This window comes from Paracoccus sediminis (assembly GCF_900188295.1).
Lineage (GTDB): Bacteria > Pseudomonadota > Alphaproteobacteria > Rhodobacterales > Rhodobacteraceae > Paracoccus > Paracoccus sediminis.
This window is the reverse complement of record NZ_FZNM01000022.1, coordinates 1-24,431: the sequence shown is the minus strand read 5'-3', so window position 1 is coordinate 24,431 and position 24,431 is coordinate 1. Positions and strand designations below refer to the sequence as shown.

Below are 24,431 nucleotides of genomic sequence, written 5' to 3'. Positions count from 1 at the left end.
CAGCACTGCCATTGCCGTGGCGTAACAAATCACGGGCCACGCTGTATCGCCGTTTAACAGCGTCACCGCCAATGTCCCGACGATACTGACTATCAGGCTTTGGATGCAGAAGTAGAACGCGACCGCTGATCCCGCGATGTCGTCGAACTCTGCCAAAGCGCCGTTCGCGGTAACGGACACCGTGAAGACAATACCGACCGCGACAACCCACATTGGTAGGATGAAGGTGAGGAATGACGGCGAGCCGTAGAGTTCGCCGATCCCCAACAGGACCGCTCCGCAAACAAGCAACGCCATCCCACGCGCCACGCATCCTGCGATGCCCCATCTGGCGACAAAGGACTTCGCGAAACGGGTTGTCACGATCATTACAAGCGCGACAGTGGCGAAGGCAAAGCTGAATCCGATCTCGGAATATTCCGCTTGGCCTATGAGCACACGGGGAGCCGTCGAGAAGAAGACGAAGAAGGTGCCCATACCGGCGCTAAAGCCGACAGTGTAAACCCAAAAAGCCGGGCTCGCGAAGATCGGCAAGACAGATCGGCGCGTCTTGACTTGATCCAGAGGGCGGGTTTCGTGCCACCTGAAACCCGCATTTAGGAGTGCGAGCATCGCCAGTATAGCCAAAGTAATGAATATCGCCTGCCATCCCAAGAACTCGCCGATCAATGCTCCGGCGATAGGGCCGAGCGCAGGCACGAACGCCAGCATCGAACTGAAAAGGCCGTAGATGACGACACCCTCAGGACGGTTGGCATAAACGTCGCGAACCGTCGCGAACGTCGCCACCAGCATGGCCGACGCGCCCACTGCTTGAAGTAGACGGAAAGCGACAAAGGCCGGTGCAGTTGAAGACCAAGCTGCTCCCAGAGACGCAATGACGAAAGCCGTTGCGCCCGCAAGTAGAATTGGCCGTCGCCCGATTCTGTCTGAGAGCGGACCAAAAATCACCTGGCCCACGCCGAGCATCACCATATAGAGGCTCAACGTGAGTTGGATCATAGCGGGCGTCGTGTTCAGGATGCCGGGCATCGCTGGAACGACAGGGAGATAAATATCCATCGCCAGTGAAGCGAGGATGTCGAAAGGAGCCATCAGCAGCAGTGCTGCCGGCAGCGTATAGGCCCACGCGGGGCGTGTGGTGGTCATGACGAATCAACCGCTCGATTAAGGAATACCGGGCGACGTCTGCTCGTCAGCAATCAGATGAGACTAGCCTTACAGAGCGCCGCAACAACAATACTGGTTGTTGCGGCTTACTTGTCTGCTGACTTGGAATTTCCCATCTGATTACTCCACGCTTACGAATATGAATTGCTACCTTTTATCCGATTATCTTTTGCTTCGCAATGCGGCATGGGCGCACTCAGCGTTCCAGCCCCCTCTGCCGCCCTAACTGCCACGACACCGATCCGCCCTGCACGACGCCCATGACCTCGCGGCCGAGCTGCCGGTCGATGACCGGCCGCCACGGGACAAGCGTGAACTCATGGGATTTCTCGACCACGGCGAACTTGCCGCTCGATAGCTGCACGGTGCCGGTGAACTTGCCGCTGACGTTTTCGCCGTCCGTAGCGGCGCGGAACGGCAGTCCCTTGCTCTCGGCCATCTCCGCGCCGACGCGGGCAACCTCGCGCTCGCGCAAGGTGCCGAGAAGATTGCGCCGGTAGAAGATGCGGCCGTCCCTGTTGCGCGTAGCGTCGCGCTGTTCGATATGATGCTCGCGGCGCTGGTCCATGGCTTCGCGGACCTGTTGCCCGAAGCCGGTCGGCGCAAGGTCGGCCGTTTCGCCATGGACCAATCGCCGGTCCAGCCATGTCGCGCCGTCCGAACGTATCTGCCTTTGCAGATCAACCGGGGAAAGCACGCGAACGCTGGCCTGCCGGTCGCGGCCGGCATCGTAATCAGCCGCGTGGCTGACCAGATCATCTGGGATGCGCCATTGGTCGGCGTCGATGCGCTCGACGATGCCGGCCCGGCGCAGCGCCTCCAGCCGCCGGACATGGGCATCGATATAGCCCTCATAGTCGCCGCCGGGAACGCGGCCCTCGAATTTCGCCTGCTCCAGATGACGGCTCGGCCGATAGATGCCGTCCTCGGCGATGGCGGTGATGGTGCGGTCGGACGGTCGGGCTGCCGCCTCGGCCGGGCCGATCTGGACGACGCTGCCGATGCGGGCGTCCTCCAGCCGCTCGGGCGCGATGCCGGCAATGTGGTGTGTGCGGCCGTCGATCCCGTCCACCACGATTGTCAGGTTCTCGCCCAGCTCGTCGGACAGGTGCTTGTCCACGACGCGGCCGACGATGGGCGTCTCGGGCGCTCCGTCATGGATTTGGAAGCTCATGGGATCGCGTTCGCCGCCCTGCGGCCCAAGCGCCTTGTGCATGGTGCGGATAATGTCGCCCCGCTCGCCCAACTCGCGCAAGACCGGTTCCATGTCCTTGCTCAATTCCCAAACACCGGGCGCGTGCTCGGTCGCCAGCCCCATCTTCTCCAGCTTGGCGAGCCTGCGCAGGCGTAGCGTTCGCTCGAACTGCCGCCTCGGCGCTGCCGGCTCGTGGCGCAGGTCGACGAAACGGGCATCGGCTTCCTCGGCCATGGCGCGATCGATGCGGGCGAAACGGTCCTGGTCGATTTCGGCGGACAGCTTGCGGGTCTGCTCAATCTCGGTAACGGGGCCGAGTTCCAGACTGGCAAGCTCGCTGGCGCGCTCGCGCAGGCCGTTGGCGAGATAGTCGCCGTTGATGACTAGATCCCCGCCCGTATCATCGCGGCCGTTGACGATGACATGCACATGGGGATGGCCGGTGTTGTAGTGATTGACGGCAACCCAATCCAGCTTCGTGCCGAGGTCGCCTTCCACCTGTTTCATGAAATCGCGGGTGTAGGCCGTGAGGTCCGACAGCTCCGCGCCATCCTCGGGCGAGACGATGAATCTGAATTGATGGCGGTCATCCTGACCACGATCAAGGAAGGCGTCGCCATCGGCGCGGTCTTCATGCGCCGAATAGAGCTGGCCGCGTTCGCCGTCGCGCGAGGTTCCGTCACGCTGGACATAGCGCAGATGCGCGCGGGCACGGCCGCCCTTCCATGCGGCCCGGACGCTGCGCTGCTTGACGATCACGCGGCGGCTGCCCGGCTGGCGATGATGCCAGTTGCCGGATATGTTCCGGGCGCGCACGAAGCTCGCGCCCCGGCCGCGCTTCACGCCCTTGCCGCTGGCGGCCATGGCGCGAGACCGCCCCGGCGATGACGGGCGCGCGGATGACGGCATGGAAGGATCGCGTGAGGCTGCCGCCTGATGCTGGCGGGTGATCTTCCTGACCTGCGTGAAAAAGCTCTTGGTCTTGCCGGCCTTCGGCGTGTCGGATCGGATGCGGCCGGGCTTCGGACGGAAGCGGTTTTCGTCGTCGGCGCTCAAGGGCGCGACTCCAGCCCAAACCGCCGAAAAACGGCCGATCTGCGCCTATGGTGCCGCTCGAAACCCTGCAAAGCCAAGGCTTTGCGCAAAATCGCGGCACGCGGCCCCTCAAAACCATGGTGCCGGAACCGGCCACCTAACCAGTGTGCAGACAACAACAATTTCCAGAAGCGGCCCCATATGGTGCCGTCTTCTTTAATCTTGCCCTCCGCCCTTTCTGCCTTTTCCACCCCTCCTGCCGGGAAGTCAGCCGGGCAAGAACCTGCCTGACTGGACACCGGAATGAGCGCCGCCGAGTGCGGGAACGCCGCCCTCATGGCGTTCCCCCGCCGCTCGCGTCGGCGACAAAAATGCTGCCGTACTGCGGCTCCGCACGGGCAGGGTCGCGCGCCGGAACGGCAGCGCGGCCGTCGCCTGATTGCACCTCGGACGGCGGCGCGGCGGTAGCTCGCGTGTCGGCCGGGCGCATGACGAATAGTGGTGCCTCGCGCCAGTCGGGCGGCGGTGCCGGTGGTTGCAACGGCGCATCCGATGGAGCCGCGCCGCCAAGGATCGGGGCGAGTGCGGCGACATAGGCGCGCGTCTCGGCGGGAAGCGGGCGGCCCGTCGCACGGTGCTCGTCATAGCGGCCGGGGCCGGCGTTATAAGCCGCGAGCATCGCGCCGACATTGCCGTAGAGGTCGAACATCTCGCGCAGATAGGCCGTGCCTGCAAGGATGTTGTCGCGCGGGACGTAGGGATCGCGGCCGAGGCCATGGCGGACGCGCAAGCCCGCCCATGTGTCGGGCATCACCTGCATCAATCCCATCGCCCCAGCCGACGATACGGCGCGCACGTCGCCCGCGCTCTCGGCGCGCAGCACGGCGCGAATCCAGTGCTCGGGGATGCCAAAACGCTGTGACGCCTCGGCGATGTGGATCGCATACGGATGGGCGGCGACCGGGCGCTCGACCGACGTGGATTGCGCGACAGCGACGCCCGATCCGATGCAGACGGAAATCGCCCCCGCCAGCAGCAGGACAGCATAATGCCATGCCGGCCTGCTTCCGGTTCGCCGCCAGCCTGCCAGCGTGCTCGCTGCGGTCAAGGGCAAGGCGCAAGCGCCGGCCGATGGCCGCCCCTGACCTTCGCTGCGCGCGCCGGCCGTCTGGCCGCCGAGCGGGACGAAGGGATGAGACGGCTTTTCCGCGAACAAAGGGATGACGATCTTGGACCGGATGGCGGGCCGTACGCGCGCGGCCGTCATTCCTCGTCCTCGACTTTCCGGGGGTGCTTCCAACGCAGCGTCCAGACCGAAGGATCGTCGTTGGACTGGAACAGCTTGGCGCGGATCGGGGACGGAAAGATCGGTCCCTCCAGCCTCATCGACACGAAGTCGCCGGCATTTTCGCTTGCGTCCTTCCATGCCGGGCCGGCGTCCGGCCCGTCCTCACTATCGAGGCGCAGGCGATAGTCGGGCGCGTTCTTCATATCGCTCGGCTTGGCCGGAACGATGAACAGCTTTTCGTGGAGGCCGAACGAATGAAGCTCCCCGGCATAGCCGGTTTCGGTGCGGGTGAAGGTGCCTATTTCTGCCATGGAAAATCTCCTGTGATTGGCTTTCGGGGATCGTTTCAGTGCGTCGGCGTGCGCCACTCGTAGCGGCCGACGCCTTCCTCATCGGTCCAGAGCGGGACCGCTCGACCGATGACGGAAGCTGCGGGGATGGGTCCGAAATAGCGGCCGTCGAGGCTGTCGCGGACTTCCCAGTTCATGAGGAAAAGCTGGTCGTCGCCGATGACGCGGCAGCCCTGCCAGACGGGCAGATCGCGGCCGAGGTTATCGCGCTCCAGCGCCTCGCCCATCTCGATCCCGTTCACCGTGATCGTGGATCGCAAGCGGCAAACCCGCTGCCCCGGCAGGCCGACGACGCGCTTCAACAGCGGGACGCCGCGCGCGATATAACCGCGCTCGACCATGAAGGCGGCGAGCGGTTCGGGCGGCATGACGGCGACCAGCTCGGGCACATCAAGCGCGTCGGCCGGCTCGACGGTGTAGAACCCGACCGGCGCGCTGGCGGTGGCGTTCCATATGAGTTTCGTCGGTGTCTCGACCGCGCTTGCGGCGGCGATGCCGATGACGGCGAGCGCCGTCACCGTGAGGGTGCGGCGGCGCGTCATGGGGCGATCCTTTGGCAGTGAAGCCAAGCGGCGTGTCGCTCGGGGGTGTAGGCGTGCGGCTCCAGATTGGCGGTTAAACGGTTGTGGACGTGCCGCCAGTGATCCGGCGAGGCATCGGCCGGATCGAGGCCGAGCGCATCCACGGCGTCGATAGCTACAAGCGCACGCTGCACCTTGGGCCAGCTATCGAGGCGCAACAGGATTTCGCCGCCGGGGCGCACGAACGGCAATGTCTGGAACGGCTCGCCCCGGCCGATGGCGCGCACGATGTCGATGCGGGAAACGACAGTGCCGTGCTCGCCCTTCGCCCATCGCACGAAGGCAAAGACGCTGCTCGGCGCGAAACCGACGACGCTGCGGCGACGGTCGATGATCTGCTCGTAGGTCTTGCGGCCGAAGCGTATCCAGTGCTCGACCTTGCGTTTCTCGAAGGTCAGCTCGACCAATGTGGTGAAGGGCGCAGGCCCGTCCGGCAGCGGACGGCCGTGCGCGCTGCGGTGGGCGCGACGGGTCATTGTTCGTCTCCGGGGATGTGCTGGGGGCTGCGCGAGCGCAGCGCGTCGAGCGCGGGCGTCATGGCTCGCCCCTTCGGGCAGAACCGGCACCACGCTTCGCCTGCGCGCGCGTCAAACAAAGAGAGTTAGATACTCTGTTAGATAAGTTAGCGGTCGGATTCCGCTTTTCAGGCCAAAGCGTTAGCTGCGGTTCGTGCGCCTGATCTGCCGATAGTCGTGCGCCTGATGTGCCGATACCCCGTGCGCCTGATCTGCCGATGGCATTAACAGGGTTGTCAACAGTGCCTGTGGACAAGTTTTCGGGGCGGATGTGCAGCAACTCGCGGCCGTCTTCCCGCTCGATCTGGAGCAGGTAGCCGGGAAGCTGCTGGCGGGCCGCGATCCGGCGCAGGTCGAGCGCGAAGTCGGACGGCCGCGCGAGGCTGCCGGATTTCTGGTGAAGGTGCGCGACCTCGAAAACCCAGCCGTGGCGCTGGTGCCCGGCGTGCTTTCTGGCGACGCGGTAAAGCCATCGCTCGATGCCGCCAGTCAGCCGGAAATAGGCCGGGTCGATGGTCAGGACCAGCGAGCGGTCGATGACGCTGTTGTAGAACCATTCGGGCAGGACGAACTCCATGCCCTCGACGCGGCCGGCGCGCGTCGTCATTTCCTCCCACTCGTTGATCCATGAGAATTGCCGGCGACGCCAATGCGGGCGGTTGCGGATGGTGGTGGCGATGACGGTCGATTGCAGCCGCGCCAGCGCGGCTTTCAGAAGCCGGTATTGGTGATTGCCGGTCGGCCGCCCGATGGCGCGCAACAGATGGTAGGGGGTGAAGCGGACAAAGCGCGACGTGGTTAGGCCGTTGTTCTCGGCCGCGACGATCTGCGAGGCCGCCCATATCAGCACATCGGCGTCCCATATGGTCGCCATGCCATGCTCGGGCATCCCGAACACCTGCACCTCTATGTCGGCGGCCTTGTAGAGAATCGGCTTGGTGCGCGGGGTCTTCGCCAGCGAGAAGAACGGCCGTTCCATCAAATCGCGCTGGTCACGCGGCGGCGCGTCGCCCGTTGCGACCACGAAAGGGTCCAGGCGGCTGCGCTCGCTGTCCTCGGCCGGCTGCGCGGGGTCGTGATCGTCCTCGCGCAGCATCTAGCAGTCGCCCCGTTCTTCGGGCGTAAGCGGACGCGCGGGAAAGACGGTGCCGGCGGTCTTGTCGCGGGTGGATTTGCGCTCGCCCGCCGCGCTCCAGTCTTCCAGATCGCGGACGGTATAGAGGACGCGCCCGCCGACCTTGCGATAGGTCGGGCCGGTGCCATAGGTGCGATGCTTCTCAAGGGTGCGGATGGATATCCCGAGGAAGCGGGCGGCTTCCTTGGTGCGCAGCAGGCGCGGCGGCAGGCCCGCAAGCGGGTTGGGCATGGATCACCTCCAGTCGGGATTGGGCTGCCGGGGGCGGCAGCGGACTGTGGCGAACCATGGCGGGGGATCGGCGGCGCGTAGCGTGCCGCATTTGCGCCTATGCGCTAACGGCACCCCCCTTCGGGGCGGCGCGCGTCCAATATGATGAGGGATTTCAGCGGCTCAACGCCTGCCATGCCGAATAGGCAAAGACATTTGCGCACGGTTCGGCTAGGAATGTAGGCGGAGCAGACGCGCTGCTCTGGGGCGTCGAAACCCCTCACGAATGGCTGGTGCTGGCCAGAACGGCACCAACTCCTTGACCTATGGTCGGGGAGCCTGTGGCGTATACAACAGGCTTTCCGAGCTAAAGGCCATGGGGCCGTTTCGTGACGGTTTCGAACTCCCCGATCACCAAGAGTCAGAGAGAATCGTTTGCGGGGGCGCACCGCAGACAAAAATCTCTCGGATACGGGGAATGACTATGCGGGTTCCCGTCGAACTCGATCCCGATGTGGACGACATCGCGCCGACAGGCGACAGCATAACCGTCTATGACGAACGGCATTTCGTGACGTATCTGCGCCTTCTCGATGCGAAGGCCGAAGATGCGGACTGGAAGGAGGTCGCGCGGATCGTGCTGCACCGCGATCCCGTCGCCGAGGAACTTCGGTCGCGCCGATGCTGGCAAAGTCATCTGGAGCGCGCGCAATGGCTGTCGCGTGAAGGCTATCGGAAGATTCTGGAGCAGGCGGTAGCCAACAAGGTATGAAGATCGGAGACAATTTCAGCTTGTTTCTTGTCGCAGATTTCGGGATTGTTGCGACAACTACCCGCAAGTAGATTTACGCAAGCTATGGATGAATATAGGCAAGCTATGGATGAATATAGGGAAGTAAACTGCGTGGCGATGCCAGTGCCGGCGGGTTTATCGGAAGAGGTGAAGGGATATTCGTGGGCGCGGAATAATGTCGGTGAGTCCGGGGGAGTGGTATATCGGCTCTACGGCAAGGCAGGTGCACCCGATCTCTTCCTGAAGCATGGTCGCGATACCGTTGCCAATGATCTCGTGGATGAGATGGTTAGACTGCGTTGGATGGCCAACCACATCGCGGTTCCCACCGTCACGCATTTCGTCAGCACTACCGACGAAGCCTGGCTCCTTATGACGGCCTTGGCAGGTGAAACCGCATATCAGGCTCTGGAAGCGCGTCCAGAGGAGAGAACGACCATTGTTGATGCGCTGGCGGACTTCCTTCGGACGCTACATGCAATTCCGATCAGCGAATGTCCATTTACCAGCGATCATAGCTATCGACTCGGACTGGCGCGCAAACGGATCGACGCCGGCTTGGTCGAAGAAGACGATTTCGATGAGGAACGCGAAGGCTGGACAGCAGAACAGGTTTGGCAGGAAATGCATCGACACCTGCCTTTCATGGCCGATCAGGTTGTCACACATGGGGACTTCTCGCTCGATAACCTTCTTATGGTGGATGGTGTGGTAATCGGCTGTATCGACGCAGGCCGTGTCGGTATTGCCGACCGCTACCAAGATTTGGCGATACTCTGGAACTGTCTCGGAGAGTTCGATGAGGCGTTACAGGACAGGTTTTTCGCCCGGTACGGCGTTCCTAAGCCAGATCCAAGCAAGCTGCTATTCCACCTGATGTTGGACGAGCTTTTTTGATATTAGACGACAGCTACCACGGCAAATGAAACACAGGCTGGCAGTGGCAGAACCACCAAACTCCGTCATTCTCGAAATTGCATCCCTTGCGAGATAGGGGGCGAGAAGCGTAAGTGCTATTTTTAACGGCCCCTATCGATCTGACCGGCAAATACCATCACCGTCACGCAATTTCTAAAATTCTCTAACAGATCGGCCGGTCTCGGAGAAGCAAGGGGTTTCCGTGTTGCATGTCATTGTCGTAAGTGGCACAAATTTGCGACACGATTTTCGACAGATAGGGCTCGCAGACGATTAACGCTTGCAGGGTTTGATCGGGTAATGAAGCAACAGGCGATAGCCGCCGCGCATCATCTTGATGCCATGCGCAACTAGGCGGCGGGCCTTGTTCTTGCGCGGGTCGTTCTCAAAATCCTCCTTCCTGCCGCGAAAGCCGAGCAGGACTTTGGCGATGGTGCGGTAGCTTTCGCCGCGGAACCGTGCGTCGAGCGCACGCAGGGACAGGATGTGCCATTGCCGGAGCTGGGCGGGGATCGCCCGGAAGTCGGGACCGGGCGCGCGGCCATTGAGGGACCGCCAGAATCGACGGACAGCGTGAGCGCGCAGCTCCAGAAAGGCGTCCATCGGTAGCGTGACGGCGTAAAATGCGGCGGTGTCCGGCACGGCCACGGGTAGCCAGAATTGATGCGCAACGCCGTCCGCCTGCCAGATGCCGTGCCAGCCATCGGCAGCGCGGCGCATATCGAGGCCGTCGAGATGCGCCAACGTCAGTACCGGTTCGGTGTCGTCGTCCTTGTGATTGACTGGCGACAACATCACGGCTTGCGGTTGAAGGCGCGGACTCCAGATCGGCGATTGCCGATCATGCGGCGCGTCGGGATCGCACGGGAAATCGCAAACCCCAGCGATGCGCGAACTCTTCGAGGTCGCGGGCAGCCGCCCCTGCGGTCAATGCGATGGTCCGGCAGTCCCGACGATATTCGTCGTTGCGGCGCAGGTATTCCCAAGCGAAACCAGCGGCAGGGATGTGCTTTGTGTGCCCGTATGCCGCCGGTGATCGCCAATCGATGTTGAGCATGGCGTCACCTCCCCGAGCCGGGATGCTGGGCAGCGCCCGGCAAGAAGAGGTTCAATCATCACTGGAAATATAGAAGCCGCTCAAAGCAGATACCTTGAGCGGCTAACCCGATCATTTTTGGTATTTTTGGCGACAGCCCGGCGACTCCGCGACGCCTGCCCGTATGAGGACGGACAGGCAGTCATGTTTTCACCTGTTGGAAAACACATGGACCTCGCCGTGCGCGGTCTCGATAGTGAACAGGTCGCCGCCCATCTCGGCGTCGCGCGCCATCCTCTCCCAATCGACATAGTAGCGCAGCGCTTCGGGGATCGTGACGCTCTCGGTGGTCAATTCCTCCATGTAGTCGGCGAGGCTGGCGAACTGACCATGATAGCAATCCTCCAACGTGGATTCGGCTTGGTCCATGTCGCCGCTGAACTGCTCCAGCAGGCCCGCGCCAAGTGCGCCATGCTCTGCGATGAAACTGGCCATCCGCGCCACGATGTCGATGCCGGCATATTCCGAGATGCTGACGCCCTCGAAGCCCTCGTAATCGTGAATGGCGTATTCCTCCGCGTCCTCGACAGGGGAACGGGCAAGCATCGCGGCAATCGCGCCCCTAATCTGGTCCGCGTCCTGATCCGCGTCGATCCAAGCGCCATGCAGATAGCCGTTGTTGTAGGCGGCAAGGCAAGCGACATAGATGCGGGGGGTACTGTCGGATACGTTGGTCATGTCTCTGATCCTCGGGTCTGAAGGTCAGCGAAGCGGAACGCCGCGCCTGACCTTCTGGCCGTCGCCGAGACTGGGGTAGCAACGAGCAAGGGCGGCCGGGGTGGAGGGGGATCACCCGGTCTGCACAAGCGAAGCGCGGAAGGCCGGGGATACCGCCCCGGACGGTTCCACTTACCTTGCTGGCGCGAGGGCAACGCCCTTAGTGACTATCTTGAAGTAGACGAGGCAAGCAGCCAGTTCGGCCAGAGCAAAGTCGAGATCGAGCGCGTTAACTGGATCAGGATGTAGCAACGCGCAGGACTGGAGACACTGGCATCCGGACCGCCGTTCCTTGTGGAATGATCTCTCTTGCGGATGTGTATCCATTGGGTACACTTCCCACATGACCAAAAAAGATGTCGGGTTGCGCATCAGGTTGGACCGGGATCTGCGGGACGAATTCGTCGCGGCGTGCCAAGTCCATGATCGCCCAGCGGCACAAGTGCTTCGAGAGTTCATGCGCGAGTACGTCCGCGAATGCATAGCGTCTTCCGCCGCCAGAGCTTCGCAGCGAGAAACGAGAGGGAAAGAAGAATGACATCGGCGAGCCTGTCCAGAGAAGGGCAAGACTTTAGCTCGACGGATGCGAGGGAGCTGGCATGAGCAATGTCAACGTCAGGCGGTTGGTCGAGAATATCCGTTCTGGCACCAATGTTTACACGCCGCTGGTGGAGTTAGTGGTAAACGCCATTCAGGCAATCGACCAAAAGGGCGTCAAGAATGGCCTGATCCAGATCGAAATCCTTCGAAGCGGACAGGCAGACATCATTGACCGTCTTGAGGATATCGACGGGTTTATCGTCAAGGACAACGGGGTCGGCTTTACAAAGAGCAACCGGGATTCATTTGATACCCTCTATACTGAACAGAAGATCGCCGATGGCGGTAAGGGGTTCGGCCGTTTCACCTGCCTCAAGTATTTCAACCATGTGAAGGTGACGAGCACCTTCGCCGTTGGCGATGCGTTTCACCATCGATCCTTCAGGATGGGCCTCGACAAGGATATCATCGTTGACGAGCAAACGTCCGCTTCAGAAAAGCGGGAGACCGGTACTGCCGTTGAGATTTCCGGCATTAAGTCGGTCAGATTCCCGGACAAGCGCCTTGAGACCGTCAGTCGTGTGATCGTCGAACGGCTGCTGCCGTATTTCGTGGATAAAGAGCGGGTGTGTCCGCGTATCGTGATCAGGGAGGCGAAGGAGCCGGCTGGCGGCGTCTCGCTCAACGATTATTTGGGTAAGGGGGACAGCCAGATCGTCGAGATGAGTGTCGAGCACGGCACCTTCACGCTCACGAGCAACGAAGAGGCCAAAGAGTTCCAGGTCCGCGTTTTCAAACTCTATGCTCCGAGGTCGGCCAAGAGCAAAGTCAGCCTAGTCGCGCACCGGCGCGAAGTGACTGACAACCCGCTTCAAACCTATATCCCTGAGTTTGCCGAAGAGTTCTATGACACCGGTCCCGAACAAGACCTGTCCAAAGGGCGCAACTTTGTCGTCAAGTCCTATGTCTTTAGCGACTACCTGAATGACAACGTATCTCTCGAAAGAGGCGAGTTCCGCTTTCAGACCGATAACGATCTGCTCAACGGCATTTCCCAAAGCGAGATAGAGCAGAGGGCCGCAGAAATCGCTCAGTCGGCAGTCGGTTCGGAAATTACCGAGCGGAAGAGGCGCAAGCAGGCGCGTATCGCCGACTATGTTTCGGCCGATGCACCCTGGCATCGGACGCTCGCGAATGAGGTCGATTTCGACGCCTTACCCATGCGGCCGTCCAATCAGGATATCGAGCTTCATCTTCAAAAAAAGAAATACGAAAAGGAAATCCGGACGCGGTCACAGGTCGCCGCACTGCTGAAATCGGAAAACTTCGATGAGCTAGGTGAAAAGATTAATCAGCTCATGGATAGCATTTCCGACACCAGCAAGAATGATCTCATCCACTACGTTTCCATGAGAAAGTGTGTTCTCGACCTATTCTCCAAGTCTCTGGAAATCGATGCCGGTGGAAAACACAAATCGGAAGGCGACGTGCATGACATCATCATGCGGCGCAAGAAGGACTCAGAAGACCTCGACTACGATGCGCATAATCTTTGGATGCTGGATGAACGACTGAATTTCTCGTCCTACGTTTCTTCCGACAAGCCGCTAAACAGAGCCAATGGCGACAGAACAGATATCACCATCTACAATCGGCGCGTGGCTTTTCGGGGGCAGAACGAGGCCAGCAATCCCATCACGATTTTCGAGTTCAAGAAGCCGCAGCGCGACAATTTTGCTGACCCTTCATCAAAGGAAGATCCGATTCAGCAGATCGTTCGCTATGTGAACCAAATTCGAGAGGGAAAGTTCAAGACTCCTACAGGACGAGACATTGTCGTCAACGGTACGACGCCATTCTACGGATACGTAGTTTGCGACCTCACCGCCAAGGTCAGAAAATGGCTTGAGTTCGAAAAAGATTTCACACCTATGCCTGACGGGCTTGGATGGTTTCGATGGTTCGGCAACAACAGTCTTTATATGGAGGTTTTAAGCTGGACTAAGCTTCTTCGGGACGCAGAGATGAGAAACAAGATATTCTTCAATAAGCTTGGAATAGACTGAACAAATTCGTACAAAAATTCGAAGGGGGGCTTATGGGAACGGCGAGCGACAGGGAAATCAAGGGCGCGTGGGTAATTCACCATGGTCGCAAGCTCGTTCTGGATGTGAACGGACCAGCGGAGTTTCCCGCTATCAACGAAGCAGCGAAAGCCGCTACCCTCCTTACGAAACTTGGCCAGACAAACCAAGCTACTGTCACCAAGGTTGAAGCCCGCGCCATCGCTGTGGCCTCGGGCCTCGATCCCCGCTTGGAGCTGAACGGGCTTCTCCAAGTTCTTGAGCGTAAGCGCTTGATCGATCAGTCCAAGGAGGACATCTCTATTCTGGGCGTCACGACGCGCGGTTCGCTTGGGCACGCCACTGACATCTACAACGAGGCTGAGCCGAGCACCTACGAAGAAGCGTCAATCACCTTGGCGGAAGTCGCTTCGGAAGCGCCCATCCGGCGCGCCGATGTCTCTCAACGGATTGGCGATACGCACAAGCTCACGAATGCCCAGGTCGACGATTTTCTCGATCGCGCTGAGGGCATTGGGTTCGTCGATAAGGAGGGCGATGGCAACGACCGGTTGCTGTTCAACGGCAACCTTTTCCGCCGGTCGTCCGTCGCAAAAACCCAAAAGGTACTGACCTCGCTCGACGATGCCGAACAGCGTCTAATTAGCGAAATCTCCGAACAACTGTCGAAGAGCGGATGCTTGAGCGTACAGCACGTTGAGCACGTTCTGTCGAAGCCGCTCTTTGAAAAGCTGGTTGCGGCAGCCGTCTATGATCTCAACGAGGTCACGAACGAGCAGGGCAGCCATGTATACGTCACTGCACCAGCCGCCTTTCATAAGTTTGTCGATCCGATGGTGGATGATTGCTTCGACATGGCTAAATCGCTTGTGGCAGCGCTCACCTACGGCATGATTTCTCGACCATCCTCCCAAGGCAGGATCACGCAGCTTCCTGCACTTGTGAGCAAGCTGATATCCGGCCGTGAGGTTGGACCGACAACTTCTATCGGGCAAGACTATCGGGTTCTTGAGGTCAACGGCGTCGTTAAGCTCCGGCGAGACGCGAGTTATTCTAATCGCTACTATCTGCGGCTACTTAAGAGGGAGGTAGGCGAGCTTGCGTTGCAGGTACTCACGCAGGGTAATGCCTATGCCCAATCTCTAGCCGATCTGCCGAGCGCGCCCATGGCAGGATACGTCGGTCCCGAGGAAAGCCGAACATCAATTCGTAAGAACCAATCCCCGTTGAGCAAGCGAGCGACGCGGGACGTGCTTGAGGCCGTTCGCGGCGGGCGGGTGCTGTGATGAACGATAAAGTACAAACACCCAAAGGGGCCGTCTTGGAGGAGGTTCTGCGCGCCTACTTCTTGCGTGCTGGGTTCTTCGTCATTCGCGGGGTTCCGTTTCGTTTTGCGGATGAAGACCTCACTGACGTTGACCTTTGGTTATACGAGCGTCCAACCGGCACATCTCGCCGGGTGCAGATTTGCGACATCAAATACAAGCAACGTCCAAAGGCAGTTGAGCGCATTTTCTGGACAAGCGGACTGGCCGATGCGCTCGACGTTGATGGTGCATATGTTGCAACGACCGATAAGCGTAAAAATCTACGGTCCATGGCAGAGAAGCTGGACCTTCAACTAATCGATGGCACAGACATTCAACGCATTCAGAACAGTCAGGCTGTTCTCTATCCGGAGCGAATGGGTGATGAGCAACTGATCGCCGAATTGCAGGCCGTGGATAAGAGCTTCCGAAACAAGAACCTTCAGGAGGCACGGTTTGATATACTGTCGTCTCTATCGGAGGGGTTTGGCGCTCCGTCCGCAGTCAGAGCTTTGGAAGGCTTCTCTCGGTTGGCCGCGGCCGCCGTTGCTTATCATCCGGATTCACAGGCTGCTCGCTCGGCTGGCCGCTTGGCCTACCTTGCTGGGGCCATCGCTTGCCAGAGCCTCGATTACGTAAGCGTCGGTGCGGCATTTCGGACAATAGACGAGAGGCGGGACTTGATCCTGAGGGCTGTGCGGCTGGGTGCATTGGGCAATGACGATGGGCAGCAGACGCTTCGCTTGGCTATGGCACTGGTCGAAAAATACGCGCCCGGTGGCAGGGGAACCGCTATGGCGGTAGAAGCCGGTTTAAAGCGGGATCTGGATCAAATCCCAGCCGAAATCGTCGCGGATCAAGCGGTACGGCTCCTCAAATCGGACCAGCTTTTCGTGACCGGGCGCGAGCTTGAAATGGCGAGCTACCACATCGCGCTGCCGACGTTTGATGGTCTCAGCGTCCAAACAAAATCGATGCTCGGAGCACTTCTCGACTATGCAAATGTCGATCGTCAACGATTCGCGAATGCATGGAAATCAACCTCTGGCGCAACTATCGCATCTGCCCAGGCGATGACTGAACAGGTCGAGAAGGATGCCTTGGAGCAACCCAACCTCTTCGGAAACGACGTGCGTCCACCGGGGACCTGAGACCAAGCCCAGGACGTTGATATAATAGTTGAACGACGGGGTCGGGGACACATGGGTAATCCACAAAATTTCAGCATCGACGTTCCTCGCAGATGCCAGATACTTCTTGAACAGCTTTGGCCTTTAGTCTCGAACAAATCCGATGGACGGATTCTTCCGTTGAACGCATCATTCCTCTTGGCGCTCTCAACGCCAATGGTGAATTTGCCCATCGAGAGGATATGGAAGCCGCAAAAGGGCAGAGCGGTCGGCCATCTCAATGATGCCGTTCTCGACGCCACATTAGCAAGAGCGGTAAAGGCGGATATCGGTGAGAGCGCTGTCGCCAAGGCACCATTCTATAACGTAGGCGCGTGGCGATATCATTATTTGCCAAAGGACGCGGCACTACCAGATCTTTCCAAGCAAGGTCTGCCGATGGACATTCAACAAGCTCTTGCCGCAGACCTCGCGCTAACCGCCGCCGGCGCGTTAGCCACGGAAACATTCTGCAGCATTCTGCGTAACGGGTTGGCGCACGGAGGCGTCCTATACCTCGATAGCCAAGGCCAAACGACGGAAGGGGCGCCAGTTACGAGGTTCTGCTTTGTTAGTACAAAGCAGAAAGATCGTGCCGTCGTGGGCCTCCATTTTCTTCAGATCACGATGAAAGATTATCGCGCTTTCCTCGGAAATTGGGTCGACTGGCTTCATGGAGCTGCTGCCAAGCCTATTCCGGCGAAGGCAAAATAATGGTGGCGTACTATTTGGCGAGGTTCGCGATTTTTCTAATATCTATTGAATAAATTCAGATCATGATGCGATAAAAGGAATCAATCAGCAGTATAGCTGAAGAAGGGGGAATTATGGCCGACGACGCGCCAGCACCGCGTGACATTCATCTGCTGACAATCGACGCCCTGCTCGCCGATCTGGTCGGTGGGCGTGCCGTGGCTCTCGGCGGTGGCGATGAACTCGCGATGGCTTCGGATGACGCGCGGGCGGTCCTCGACTGGTATCGGCAAAATCATGGCAGATGGCAGGCAAATCTGTCGGCCGGAGATACCGAGGCGATCATAGACATGATCGGCACGCCTCCGCCGACGATCGAAGCATCGGCCGAGGACGGTGGTAGCCGCGCCATCAAGACTTTGCGTCTGGTGAAGGTCGAGGCGCACCGCTTCGCGGGGTTACACGCCTATGGCCGACCAAGCGCCCCGCCGGCATCTTTCGTATTTGAACCGGGAAAGCCCGTGACGCTGCTGGAAGGCGTGAACGGTTCGGGCAAGACCTCGATCGCCAATGCGATTGTCTGGTGCCTGACCAGCCACCTGATCCGGTCGCAGCGGCCGCCAGAAGAGGGGCCGCTGGATTTTGCATGTGAGATTTTGCGTGACGATGGCGCGACCACGACGCACCCTATGTCGGCGATCACCCCGTTGCCGCCCAAATCGGCCGAGCTTCCCGCGGATGGCCAGCCGATCCCCGCAGATAGCTGGGTCGAACTGACATTTTTGGATTCGACTGGCACCCCATTGCCACCGCTACGTCGTTCACAAATCCGCACGACTCGCGGCAAGATTAACGAAACGCCTCCTGATCTGGGCGCTACGGGCATCGATCCTATCGCATGGCGGATCGCTACGATCATGCCCGCATTGCTGCCGTTCCTTTCGGTCGGTTCGACATCTCAGCTGGGCGAAGCGGTGGCACGACTGACTGGTCTGGCTGACCTCGTGGACCTCGCGCGGCACGCCGAAAAGATGGCCGGTCGTCTTGCCAAGACCGCGACGCCCGAGCTTGAAAAGCAGAGAGTGGAGATCGCGGGCCGCTATCAGCAAGCGGCCGACGACCTCGCCGCAATCCTCACCGAAACACCGAGTATCGCATTTGAAGGAGACCGGCCGACGGTAGATGCCGAAGGCGCACAAGAACGAATCGCTGAAATCGCGAAGCATTTCGTCGAACTCAAAGCCAAGGCATTGAGCGAAGCGCAAGAGGTGCTCGGTACAGGGTTTGACGCGGAGAACAAGCAGGCCCGCGACGATCTTGAAGCCAGCATTCGCCCGGCAATCGAAGGGCTAAAGGTCATCGGCGAATTGCCGTCGATTACCCGCCTTTCCGCGCTGAAGGTGGACGCTGCCGAGACCGCCAAAGTCGTTGAATTGCTGGCGCAGGTGGAGGCTGAAGCCGCGACGCTGTCGACGTTGGCTGCCGATCCCGATCGGGCGCGTCGTGCCCAACTCTATGCCAAGGTATCGGCGTGGATGCACGATCATGACCATATCGACGACGGCACTTGCCCCGTTTGCGTCGGTCAACTTCACGGCGCGTGCGATCCGGTGACAGGGGTGCCCGTAACCGATCATCTCGTCGAGGCAGCACGCGACCGGGAGGTGATTGCGCGGACGATCGCCGAATGGTCGGCGCATTGGTGCGGGCGCCTCCTTCAGGAACTGCCGCCGGCGATAAGTGGCGAAGTGCGCCATGACCTGCCCACCTCTCCTGCCGCGCTGCTTCGGGCTGGTTTGGCTGACGATCTTTTTGCAACGGAACCGTTCCGCGGCACCTTGGGGACGTTACGCACTGATGCCGTTGCGTTGATCGACGCACGGCTTGCCGCACTTCCAGAATTTCAGGAACCGGCTGGTCGATCGCTGCCCGCCGCTTTGCAGGCAGGCTCTGCCCGGCTGCAACAGATGATCGATCGCATCGTGCGTGCATTGGCTTTCGCTGAATGGCGGGAGCAGAACGGGATGGCGCTGACAGCCTTTGTGCACACGGTGCGACGCGGCGGCGATGGGGATGCAGACGCAGATCGGGCGATCGGCAGGCGCTTGACCTCGCTTCTTCGGATCGTGGAAGGCGTCGCCCCGCTCAATTCAGCGAGCGAACAGGTGCGCCGAATGGAAGCCGCGCGCAAAGACTGTGACGCCAAAAAAGACCGTATCGCGGCTTGCGCGCGGGCGGTCACGGCGCTCAACCTTCTCGTTCCGCTCGGCGGTTTGGCGCAGACGCAGGTCGACACGCTGCGCCGCAAACTCCACAATCGGTCTGAATACTGGCGCCGCGCGATCTATCGCAATGCCACGACCTTTGCGCCCGACCTCATCGGTACGGACATGAATGCGCGAGGTGTGCTGGACCTCAAGGTCGGCCGCGAGGGCGTCACCGCGCCAGCGCAGCACATTTCCAACGCCTCCGCTCTGCGCGGTGCACTGTTCGGCTTCTTTCTCGCTTTCCGGGAGCATGTGCTTGCAACGCGTGGCGGGCTTTCGCTGCTCATTCTCGACGATCCGCAGGAATTGCTCGATCACGACAACCGTCAGAGACTGGCGCATGGGCTTGCCGCAGTTGCCGAGGCAGGCGCCCAACTGCTCATCACCACCCACGATCGCCGTTTCGCCCGTTCAGTCGTTGCGGAGAATCGTATGGCCGATCGTGTCCAGCATCTCTCTGTTCACGCTGTCAACAGCGTCCATCCGACCCTGAGCTTGTCGCCGACCATCGAGGAGGTCGACCGGCTCCGGCAGGCATTCATCAACAATCCGGATTCAGCGGTCGCGGCACAGGATTATGCATCTAACCTGCGCGTCTTTATCGAAGCACGTCTAGGCGATCTGTTCGATGATTTGGCGGAGCCGGCCCACGCGACATCGACGCAGGCGCTCACCCTCTTCCCTCTGCTTGATCGACTGCGCGCGCTGATAACCAATGGCGGCGGCGAGTTGTTCTCCAATCCGGTCCTGCGGCGTTTCGTCGGTGACCCTGGGCTAGTCGATGGGGCGGATCCACGACGCGTCCTCAACAAGGCCCATCACAGCGAACGGGCATCCATCACGTATGTCGATGTGAAAGACGTCGAACCGGCATTCGTTCGACTGCGGACCGGGATCGAGAAGGTGCACGAGCAGTTCCGATTGCATCGTTGGCGTGAACCGCTGGCGCCGACCGATGCCTCGGAGACCAACGTCGTGTCTCTGCCAACGATGGCGCGACCTACATTTTCGGTGCCGATCTGCCCCGACATTGCAGCCTTCTCCCGCTCGGTACCGGCCGGCGGCTCCCAGGACATGGCCACCGAACAACTCAACGGCGAATGGTTCGACGGAAAGGCTTTGTTCTACGTTCGAGGCGAGACACTGGGCTTCGCAGTTCCATCCGGCGCGGTCGCAATCGTCGAGGCGGAAGCCTATCCCGGCCGCGACCGAAACCTCGTGATTGCTCGGCATCAGGGTAACGTGCTGGCGCGGCGGCTGCTCAAGGCACCCGGCTCACTTGGTATTTCACTCGCGACGCAAACGCCTGATCCCCGAATCCCGCGCCCGACGATGGCCTATGACGAGAGTAAGGTTCGACTGTTTCGCATCGTTGGCGCGATTTTCACCGATATGGCTCCGCCATCCGGTGGTGGCGAAGCGACGGCAATCGACATGGTGCAGGAACTCGGTCGGATCGAGGTCGCTTACCGGATCCGCGAAGACAGCGCCGTGCCCCTTGCATTACCCGGCCAGATCATTCTGGGCGGTGCGGAACTGACCCCAAGCGAACTCGACGCATGGGAAGGGAAACTCGCCGCCGTTACGCTCGACGACGGGACAAGCATCTTTAAGCGCGTTGGCGCAAGCCTTTCTGGCAGCCTCGCTCACCTCCGCCAGTTCGAGACGATCGGCGGCCTTGGGTCGTCGATGGTGGTTGCCACCGAGGTATTGGACGGTGCCGCCAGCGCGCCGGCGATGGTTTCTGCGCGCCGGGTTTTGGGCGTGCTCTATGACCAGACTTGAAAGCTGATATCTTCTGGTACTTCCTTTGATTTTCAATGCCTTATGTCAAGAGTGAAAGCGTCTGAATACCCGCGCAATGTCCGGGGTGCATTTAGAGAGCTATAGCGTAGACATAGTTCTCATCATCACCCGGCGGGGCGCGCCATTCTCCCCTAATCGTTGATTGCTGGTTCTTCGAAACGGGCAGAGAATCTCCCGTGCTGCGGCGGATGGCGAGAATGTCAGCGGGAAATTCACCAGCGAACGATAATCCCTTTCTCGCAAGCTAGTCTCTACGGTGAAGGTGACATCGGCCAAGGTGCCTAGGTCAAGCACCTGCTCCATAGTTTTATCGGGGCGGAGCCGCAGACTTCCTGAGCGAACAGGACCAATCGACTAGCTGTGTGCGAACATGCTCGGGACGAAAGCCAAGTCCGATGAGGCGGCCGGTCAGCCGGGGCAACAGTGGCGACCGGGCAATCAGGCGCATGAAGAGAGGAGGCTTCGGACTTCGTGCGCTGTCTGCCTCACCCGCACGCTTTCGGCTGCGCATCATCAGTTGTAGTTTTTGGGTCGCTCTGGTTGGAAAGGCGCGTCGGCGCTGCACGGCCTCCAGCAAGCGCGTTTTCATTCGTCCTTCGCGCAAGGCTTCAGCCAGTAGGTTGGCCGTCGCTATAGCGTCCTGAATAGCGAGGTTCACACCAACGCCGCCAATCAGCGACATGGCGTGTGCGGCATCCCCGATAAACAACAGGCCGGGTTTCCACCACGTCTTCAGGCGGTCGATCCGAACGCTCAGCAGATGCACGTCATCCCAAGAGCGGATCTCCTTGAAGCGGTCCGCAGGCAAAGGTGCGACCTCAGCGATCCTTGCGCGAAGCGCACCAATTCCGCCGTCCTTCAGCGCGTCGACGGTCCCCTTGGTGATGACGTAGCCGCACTGCCAGTAGTCGCCTCGGTCGATCAGAACCAGCCCCTGTCGCGGGCCGGCATGGCTCATCGCTTGCTGGGGATCGCCGGCCTTTTTCGAGACCTTCATCCATAGAATATCTGTGGCCGTGCCAAAGCTCTGAAACTCAAGTCCCGCAGCCTTGCGGGTGGCGGAATTGCGTCCGTCGGCACCGATTACGAGATCGGCATCAAGAACCAGATTGCGGTCGCTCTGGCGAGCATTCACGCCGACAACTCGACCTGCTTCCCAACGGAGCGACGTTATCTCGGTCGACATCAGCAAGCGGAAGCGCGGAAATCCCGCTGCCTTCCGTGCCAGAAAATTCAGGAAATCCCATTGGGGCATGAACGCGATGAACTTGGCGCGCGTCGGCAGTTTGGAGAAGTCTGCGATCGTGACCTTGCGTCCTTCGATCTCAGCGTGGAGCTGATAGGCTTTCTGATGGGGAAGCGTGAGAAGTTCGTCGAGATAGCCAAGCTCGTGCATTGCTTCGAGTGTCGAAGGATGGATGGTATCTCCACGAAAATCGCGCAGGAAGTCCTGGTGCTTCTCGATGACCGTTACGTCGACCCCGGATCGGGCCAGAAGGAGTCCGAGCATCAGGCCGGCCGGTCCCGCCCCCACGACGACGCAGCTCTGGCTCCTTTCCAGATTGGAATAAAGGTATCTCAACTCCATACCTCCTGTCGTTTCGAGGCTAGTGGAGGGGCTTATCCGCATGATCTGTCGCCGTGCTGCAGCAATAGGGCGCGTCGTCCCCATCGCTCTCGCCTTCGGCGACCCGCTTGATCACCTTTTCAAGGTCTTCCAGTTGAGCGATCTTCTCCTCGACGGAAGCGAGCTGCTGTTTTGCGATACGGAGTGCCTCGGGCGAACGCGAGGCCGAGACGTCGGCTAGATGAAGCAGATCCCTGATCGCATCGATGTCAAACCCGAGATCCCGCGCCCGGCGAATGAACAGTAATCGTTTGACCGCATCATGATCGTAGCGTCTCTGATTGCCCTTGTTTCGCAAGCCCTCGGGCAAGAGACCGATCTGCTCGTAATAGCGGATCGTTGGAATCTTGACCCCCGTGATCTGGGAGAGTTTGCCGATGCCCAGGTCCATGGCTGTTGTCCTTTCTGAAGGGTGGTGCCAGTTCATGAATGGGTTTTCCGAGCGCGATGTTCGCCGTTGCTACGATTGGTTCCGGCCGGGCAAAGCCGCCCGTCAAGTTTGACGGACGGCTTCTTCGACGGGAGGGATCAGTAGCTCTCGGCTGGTATCAGGGGGCGTGAAGACGTGCCGTCGTCACGTTCGTCGTCGTTCGACTTCGCCCCCTTGAAGCGCAAGAGCCGGAGCGCATTCAGCGTCACGATCGCGGTGGCGCCGGTATCGGCGAGGACTGCGATCCAGAGGCCGGTGATCCCTAGGACGCTGGTAACGAGAAACAGGCCCTTCAGCGCCAAAGCGAAGACGACGTTCTGATGGATGTTGGCCATTGTCGCACGGGACAGCGCCACAAGATGGGCAACATCCGTCACTCGGCTCTTCAGCAGGGCGGCGTCCGCCGTCTCGATTGCCACGTCGGTTCCGCCGCCCATGGCGATCCCGACATCGGCGGTTGCGAGCGCAGGGGCATCGTTGATTCCATCACCGACCATAGCCACCTTGGTCGTTCGTTTCATCTCGTTCACGAGATCGAGCTTGTCCTGCGGCAGAAGCTCGGCGCTCCATTCGATACCAAGACCCTTGGCGATCGCCTGAGCGGTGCGCCGATTGTCGCCGGTCAGCATCACGGAACGAACGCCCATCGCTTTGAGCCGGGCAATCCCCTCGGGCGCGTCTCGCCGCGGTTCGTCGCGCAAGGCGATCAGGCCGATTGCTTCCCGCGTCCCCTCATCAAAGAGGACGGCAACGGTGTTGCCGCGATCTTCGAGCCCTTCGATTGCGCTCTGCTCGTGCTTACCGATCACTACCACGTTCGCGGCATGGCTCGGGGAGCCGACGGCAAGGCGGCGCCCGACGACCGTGGCATGGACTGCCTTCCCGGCCGTCGCAGAGGCGTCCTGCGCCGGAGGGACCGCTATGCCGGAAGCCTCTGCTCGGTTGATGATCGCCTTGGCAAGCGGATGGCTGGAACCCGTCTCGACCGCTGCCGCCAATGCGATGACGTCCTTCTCCTCGTTCTTGCCGAAGGCCACCGTTTCGGTGACGCGCGGCTTGCCCTCAGTAAGCGTCCCTGTCTTGTCGAAGGCGATAGCATTCACCTTGCCGATGGTTTCGAGGGCGTTGCCGCCCTTGATCAGCAGGCCGCGGCGGGTGCCGACGGCAAGGCCCGAGGCGATCGCCGCAGGCGTCGAGAGAACGAGCGCGCAGGGACATGCGATCAGCAAGAGCGCGAGGCCGCGATAGATCCAGGTGTCCCAATCGCCGCCCATCGCCAGTGGCGGCACGATGACGATCAGCGCAGCGATCAGCATCACGGCCGGGGTATAGTAGCGGCTGAAATTCTCGATGAAACGTGCGGTAGGAGCCTTGGCGGACTGAGCCTGCTCGACGAGCTGGATGATGCGCTGTTGATTTCCACCCAGAAGTGACCCAGGCAGGCTCATAATTTCCATTGAGATTTGACCCATGTGACCCTTCCCCGACGCGGAGAGCGGAGGGGG

21 protein-coding genes and 1 pseudogene are annotated in these 24,431 nt (G+C 60.4%); 7 read left to right on the top strand and 15 right to left on the bottom strand.

The window, feature by feature from the left end; all coding sequences use genetic code 11:
- The 9 genes and pseudogenes from floR to CHB77_RS17300 all read right to left on the bottom strand — a co-directional run.
- Positions 1 to 1,149: chloramphenicol/florfenicol efflux MFS transporter FloR (gene floR / locus CHB77_RS17335; protein WP_089389394.1), on the bottom strand; the 1,149-nt coding region annotated here is incomplete at its 3' end.
- 217 nt (positions 1,150 to 1,366) lie between these two features.
- A complete protein-coding gene (locus CHB77_RS18745) occupies positions 1,367 to 2,599 on the bottom strand; it encodes a DUF3363 domain-containing protein (RefSeq protein WP_414903295.1) in 1,233 nt (410 codons plus the stop codon).
- Between the two features lie 168 nt (positions 2,600 to 2,767).
- Positions 2,768 to 3,229: pseudogene (locus CHB77_RS18925) on the bottom strand (relaxase/mobilization nuclease domain-containing protein); the annotation flags it as partial.
- A gap of 505 nt (positions 3,230 to 3,734) precedes the next feature.
- Positions 3,735 to 4,667 carry a lytic transglycosylase domain-containing protein gene (locus CHB77_RS17325; protein WP_050450562.1) on the bottom strand — a complete coding sequence of 311 codons (933 nt, stop codon included), beginning with the start codon at positions 4,665 to 4,667 and terminating at the stop codon, positions 3,735 to 3,737.
- Positions 4,664 to 4,999, bottom strand: coding sequence for a DUF736 domain-containing protein (locus tag CHB77_RS17320; protein ID WP_029074268.1), 336 nt, complete (start codon positions 4,997 to 4,999; stop codon positions 4,664 to 4,666). Before CHB77_RS17320 ends, CHB77_RS17325 begins: the two co-directional genes overlap by 4 nt.
- A 35-nt stretch (positions 5,000 to 5,034) precedes the next feature.
- On the bottom strand, positions 5,035 to 5,580 hold the full coding sequence (locus CHB77_RS17315) for a S26 family signal peptidase (RefSeq protein WP_089389392.1): 546 nt from the start codon (positions 5,578 to 5,580) through the stop codon (positions 5,035 to 5,037).
- Entirely contained in the window at positions 5,577 to 6,095 is a 519-nt protein-coding gene (locus CHB77_RS17310) for a DUF2840 domain-containing protein (protein ID WP_089389391.1), read from the bottom strand. Before CHB77_RS17310 ends, CHB77_RS17315 begins: the two co-directional genes overlap by 4 nt.
- Positions 6,096 to 6,153: 58 nt before the next feature.
- Positions 6,154 to 7,230, bottom strand: a complete 1,077-nt coding sequence (locus CHB77_RS17305; RefSeq protein ID WP_089389390.1) for a replication initiator protein A — start codon at positions 7,228 to 7,230, stop codon at positions 6,154 to 6,156.
- Entirely contained in the window at positions 7,231 to 7,500 is a 270-nt protein-coding gene (locus tag CHB77_RS17300) for a helix-turn-helix transcriptional regulator (protein WP_018426335.1), read from the bottom strand.
- A gap of 463 nt (positions 7,501 to 7,963) precedes the next feature.
- On the opposite strand from CHB77_RS17300, the gene CHB77_RS17295 reads away from it, so the two are divergent.
- Complete coding sequence (locus CHB77_RS17295; protein WP_029074272.1) at positions 7,964 to 8,251, top strand: DNA -binding domain-containing protein; 288 nt, start codon at positions 7,964 to 7,966, stop codon at positions 8,249 to 8,251.
- A gap of 105 nt (positions 8,252 to 8,356) precedes the next feature.
- Positions 8,357 to 9,169: an APH(3')-I family aminoglycoside O-phosphotransferase gene (locus CHB77_RS17290; RefSeq protein WP_033450617.1), complete on the top strand. Its 813-nt coding sequence runs from the start codon at positions 8,357 to 8,359 to the stop codon at positions 9,167 to 9,169.
- Positions 9,170 to 9,463: 294 nt separating this feature from the next.
- Here CHB77_RS17290 and CHB77_RS17285 read toward each other — a convergent pair whose 3' ends face one another.
- The 3 genes from CHB77_RS17285 to CHB77_RS17275 all read right to left on the bottom strand — a co-directional run bounded on the left by CHB77_RS17285 (position 9,464) and on the right by CHB77_RS17275 (position 10,964).
- Positions 9,464 to 9,985, bottom strand: coding sequence for a DUF2285 domain-containing protein (locus CHB77_RS17285; RefSeq protein WP_029074274.1), 522 nt, complete (start codon positions 9,983 to 9,985; stop codon positions 9,464 to 9,466).
- Between the two features lie 46 nt (positions 9,986 to 10,031).
- Positions 10,032 to 10,247 carry a transcriptional regulator domain-containing protein gene (locus CHB77_RS17280; RefSeq protein ID WP_080700689.1) on the bottom strand — a complete coding sequence of 72 codons (216 nt, stop codon included), beginning with the start codon at positions 10,245 to 10,247 and terminating at the stop codon, positions 10,032 to 10,034.
- A 189-nt stretch (positions 10,248 to 10,436) separates the two neighbouring features.
- On the bottom strand, positions 10,437 to 10,964 hold the full coding sequence (locus CHB77_RS17275) for an antirestriction protein ArdA (RefSeq protein ID WP_029074275.1): 528 nt from the start codon (positions 10,962 to 10,964) through the stop codon (positions 10,437 to 10,439).
- Positions 10,965 to 11,602: 638 nt separating this feature from the next.
- Here CHB77_RS17275 and CHB77_RS17265 point away from each other — a divergent pair.
- The 5 genes from CHB77_RS17265 (at position 11,603) to CHB77_RS17245 (ending at position 20,848) form a co-directional block, all read left to right on the top strand.
- Complete coding sequence (locus CHB77_RS17265) at positions 11,603 to 13,609, top strand: ATP-binding protein (RefSeq protein ID WP_029074276.1); 2,007 nt, start codon at positions 11,603 to 11,605, stop codon at positions 13,607 to 13,609.
- Between the two features lie 32 nt (positions 13,610 to 13,641).
- Complete coding sequence (locus CHB77_RS17260; protein ID WP_029074277.1) at positions 13,642 to 14,913, top strand: hypothetical protein; 1,272 nt, start codon at positions 13,642 to 13,644, stop codon at positions 14,911 to 14,913.
- A complete protein-coding gene (locus CHB77_RS17255; protein ID WP_131023352.1) occupies positions 14,913 to 16,085 on the top strand; it encodes a hypothetical protein in 1,173 nt (390 codons plus the stop codon). The genes CHB77_RS17260 and CHB77_RS17255 overlap by 1 nt, the downstream gene beginning before the upstream one ends.
- Positions 16,086 to 16,244: 159 nt before the next feature.
- Complete coding sequence (locus CHB77_RS18200; RefSeq protein ID WP_131023353.1) at positions 16,245 to 16,817, top strand: hypothetical protein; 573 nt, start codon at positions 16,245 to 16,247, stop codon at positions 16,815 to 16,817.
- Positions 16,818 to 16,930: 113 nt separating this feature from the next.
- Positions 16,931 to 20,848 (top strand): ATP-binding protein, encoded by a 3,918-nt coding sequence (locus CHB77_RS17245; protein ID WP_089389387.1) that lies wholly within the window; start codon positions 16,931 to 16,933, stop codon positions 20,846 to 20,848.
- A gap of 328 nt (positions 20,849 to 21,176) precedes the next feature.
- On the opposite strand, the gene CHB77_RS17240 is transcribed toward CHB77_RS17245, so the two are convergent.
- The 3 genes from CHB77_RS17240 to CHB77_RS17230 all read right to left on the bottom strand — a co-directional run bounded on the left by CHB77_RS17240 (position 21,177) and on the right by CHB77_RS17230 (position 24,398).
- Entirely contained in the window at positions 21,177 to 22,451 is a 1,275-nt protein-coding gene (locus CHB77_RS17240) for an FAD-dependent oxidoreductase (protein ID WP_240542510.1), read from the bottom strand.
- A 25-nt stretch (positions 22,452 to 22,476) separates the two neighbouring features.
- Positions 22,477 to 22,887 carry a MerR family transcriptional regulator gene (locus tag CHB77_RS17235; protein WP_080620529.1) on the bottom strand — a complete coding sequence of 137 codons (411 nt, stop codon included), beginning with the start codon at positions 22,885 to 22,887 and terminating at the stop codon, positions 22,477 to 22,479.
- Positions 22,888 to 23,024: 137 nt separating this feature from the next.
- Positions 23,025 to 24,398 carry a heavy metal translocating P-type ATPase gene (locus CHB77_RS17230; RefSeq protein WP_242626628.1) on the bottom strand — a complete coding sequence of 458 codons (1,374 nt, stop codon included), beginning with the start codon at positions 24,396 to 24,398 and terminating at the stop codon, positions 23,025 to 23,027.
- Between the last annotated feature and the right edge of the window lie 33 nt (positions 24,399 to 24,431).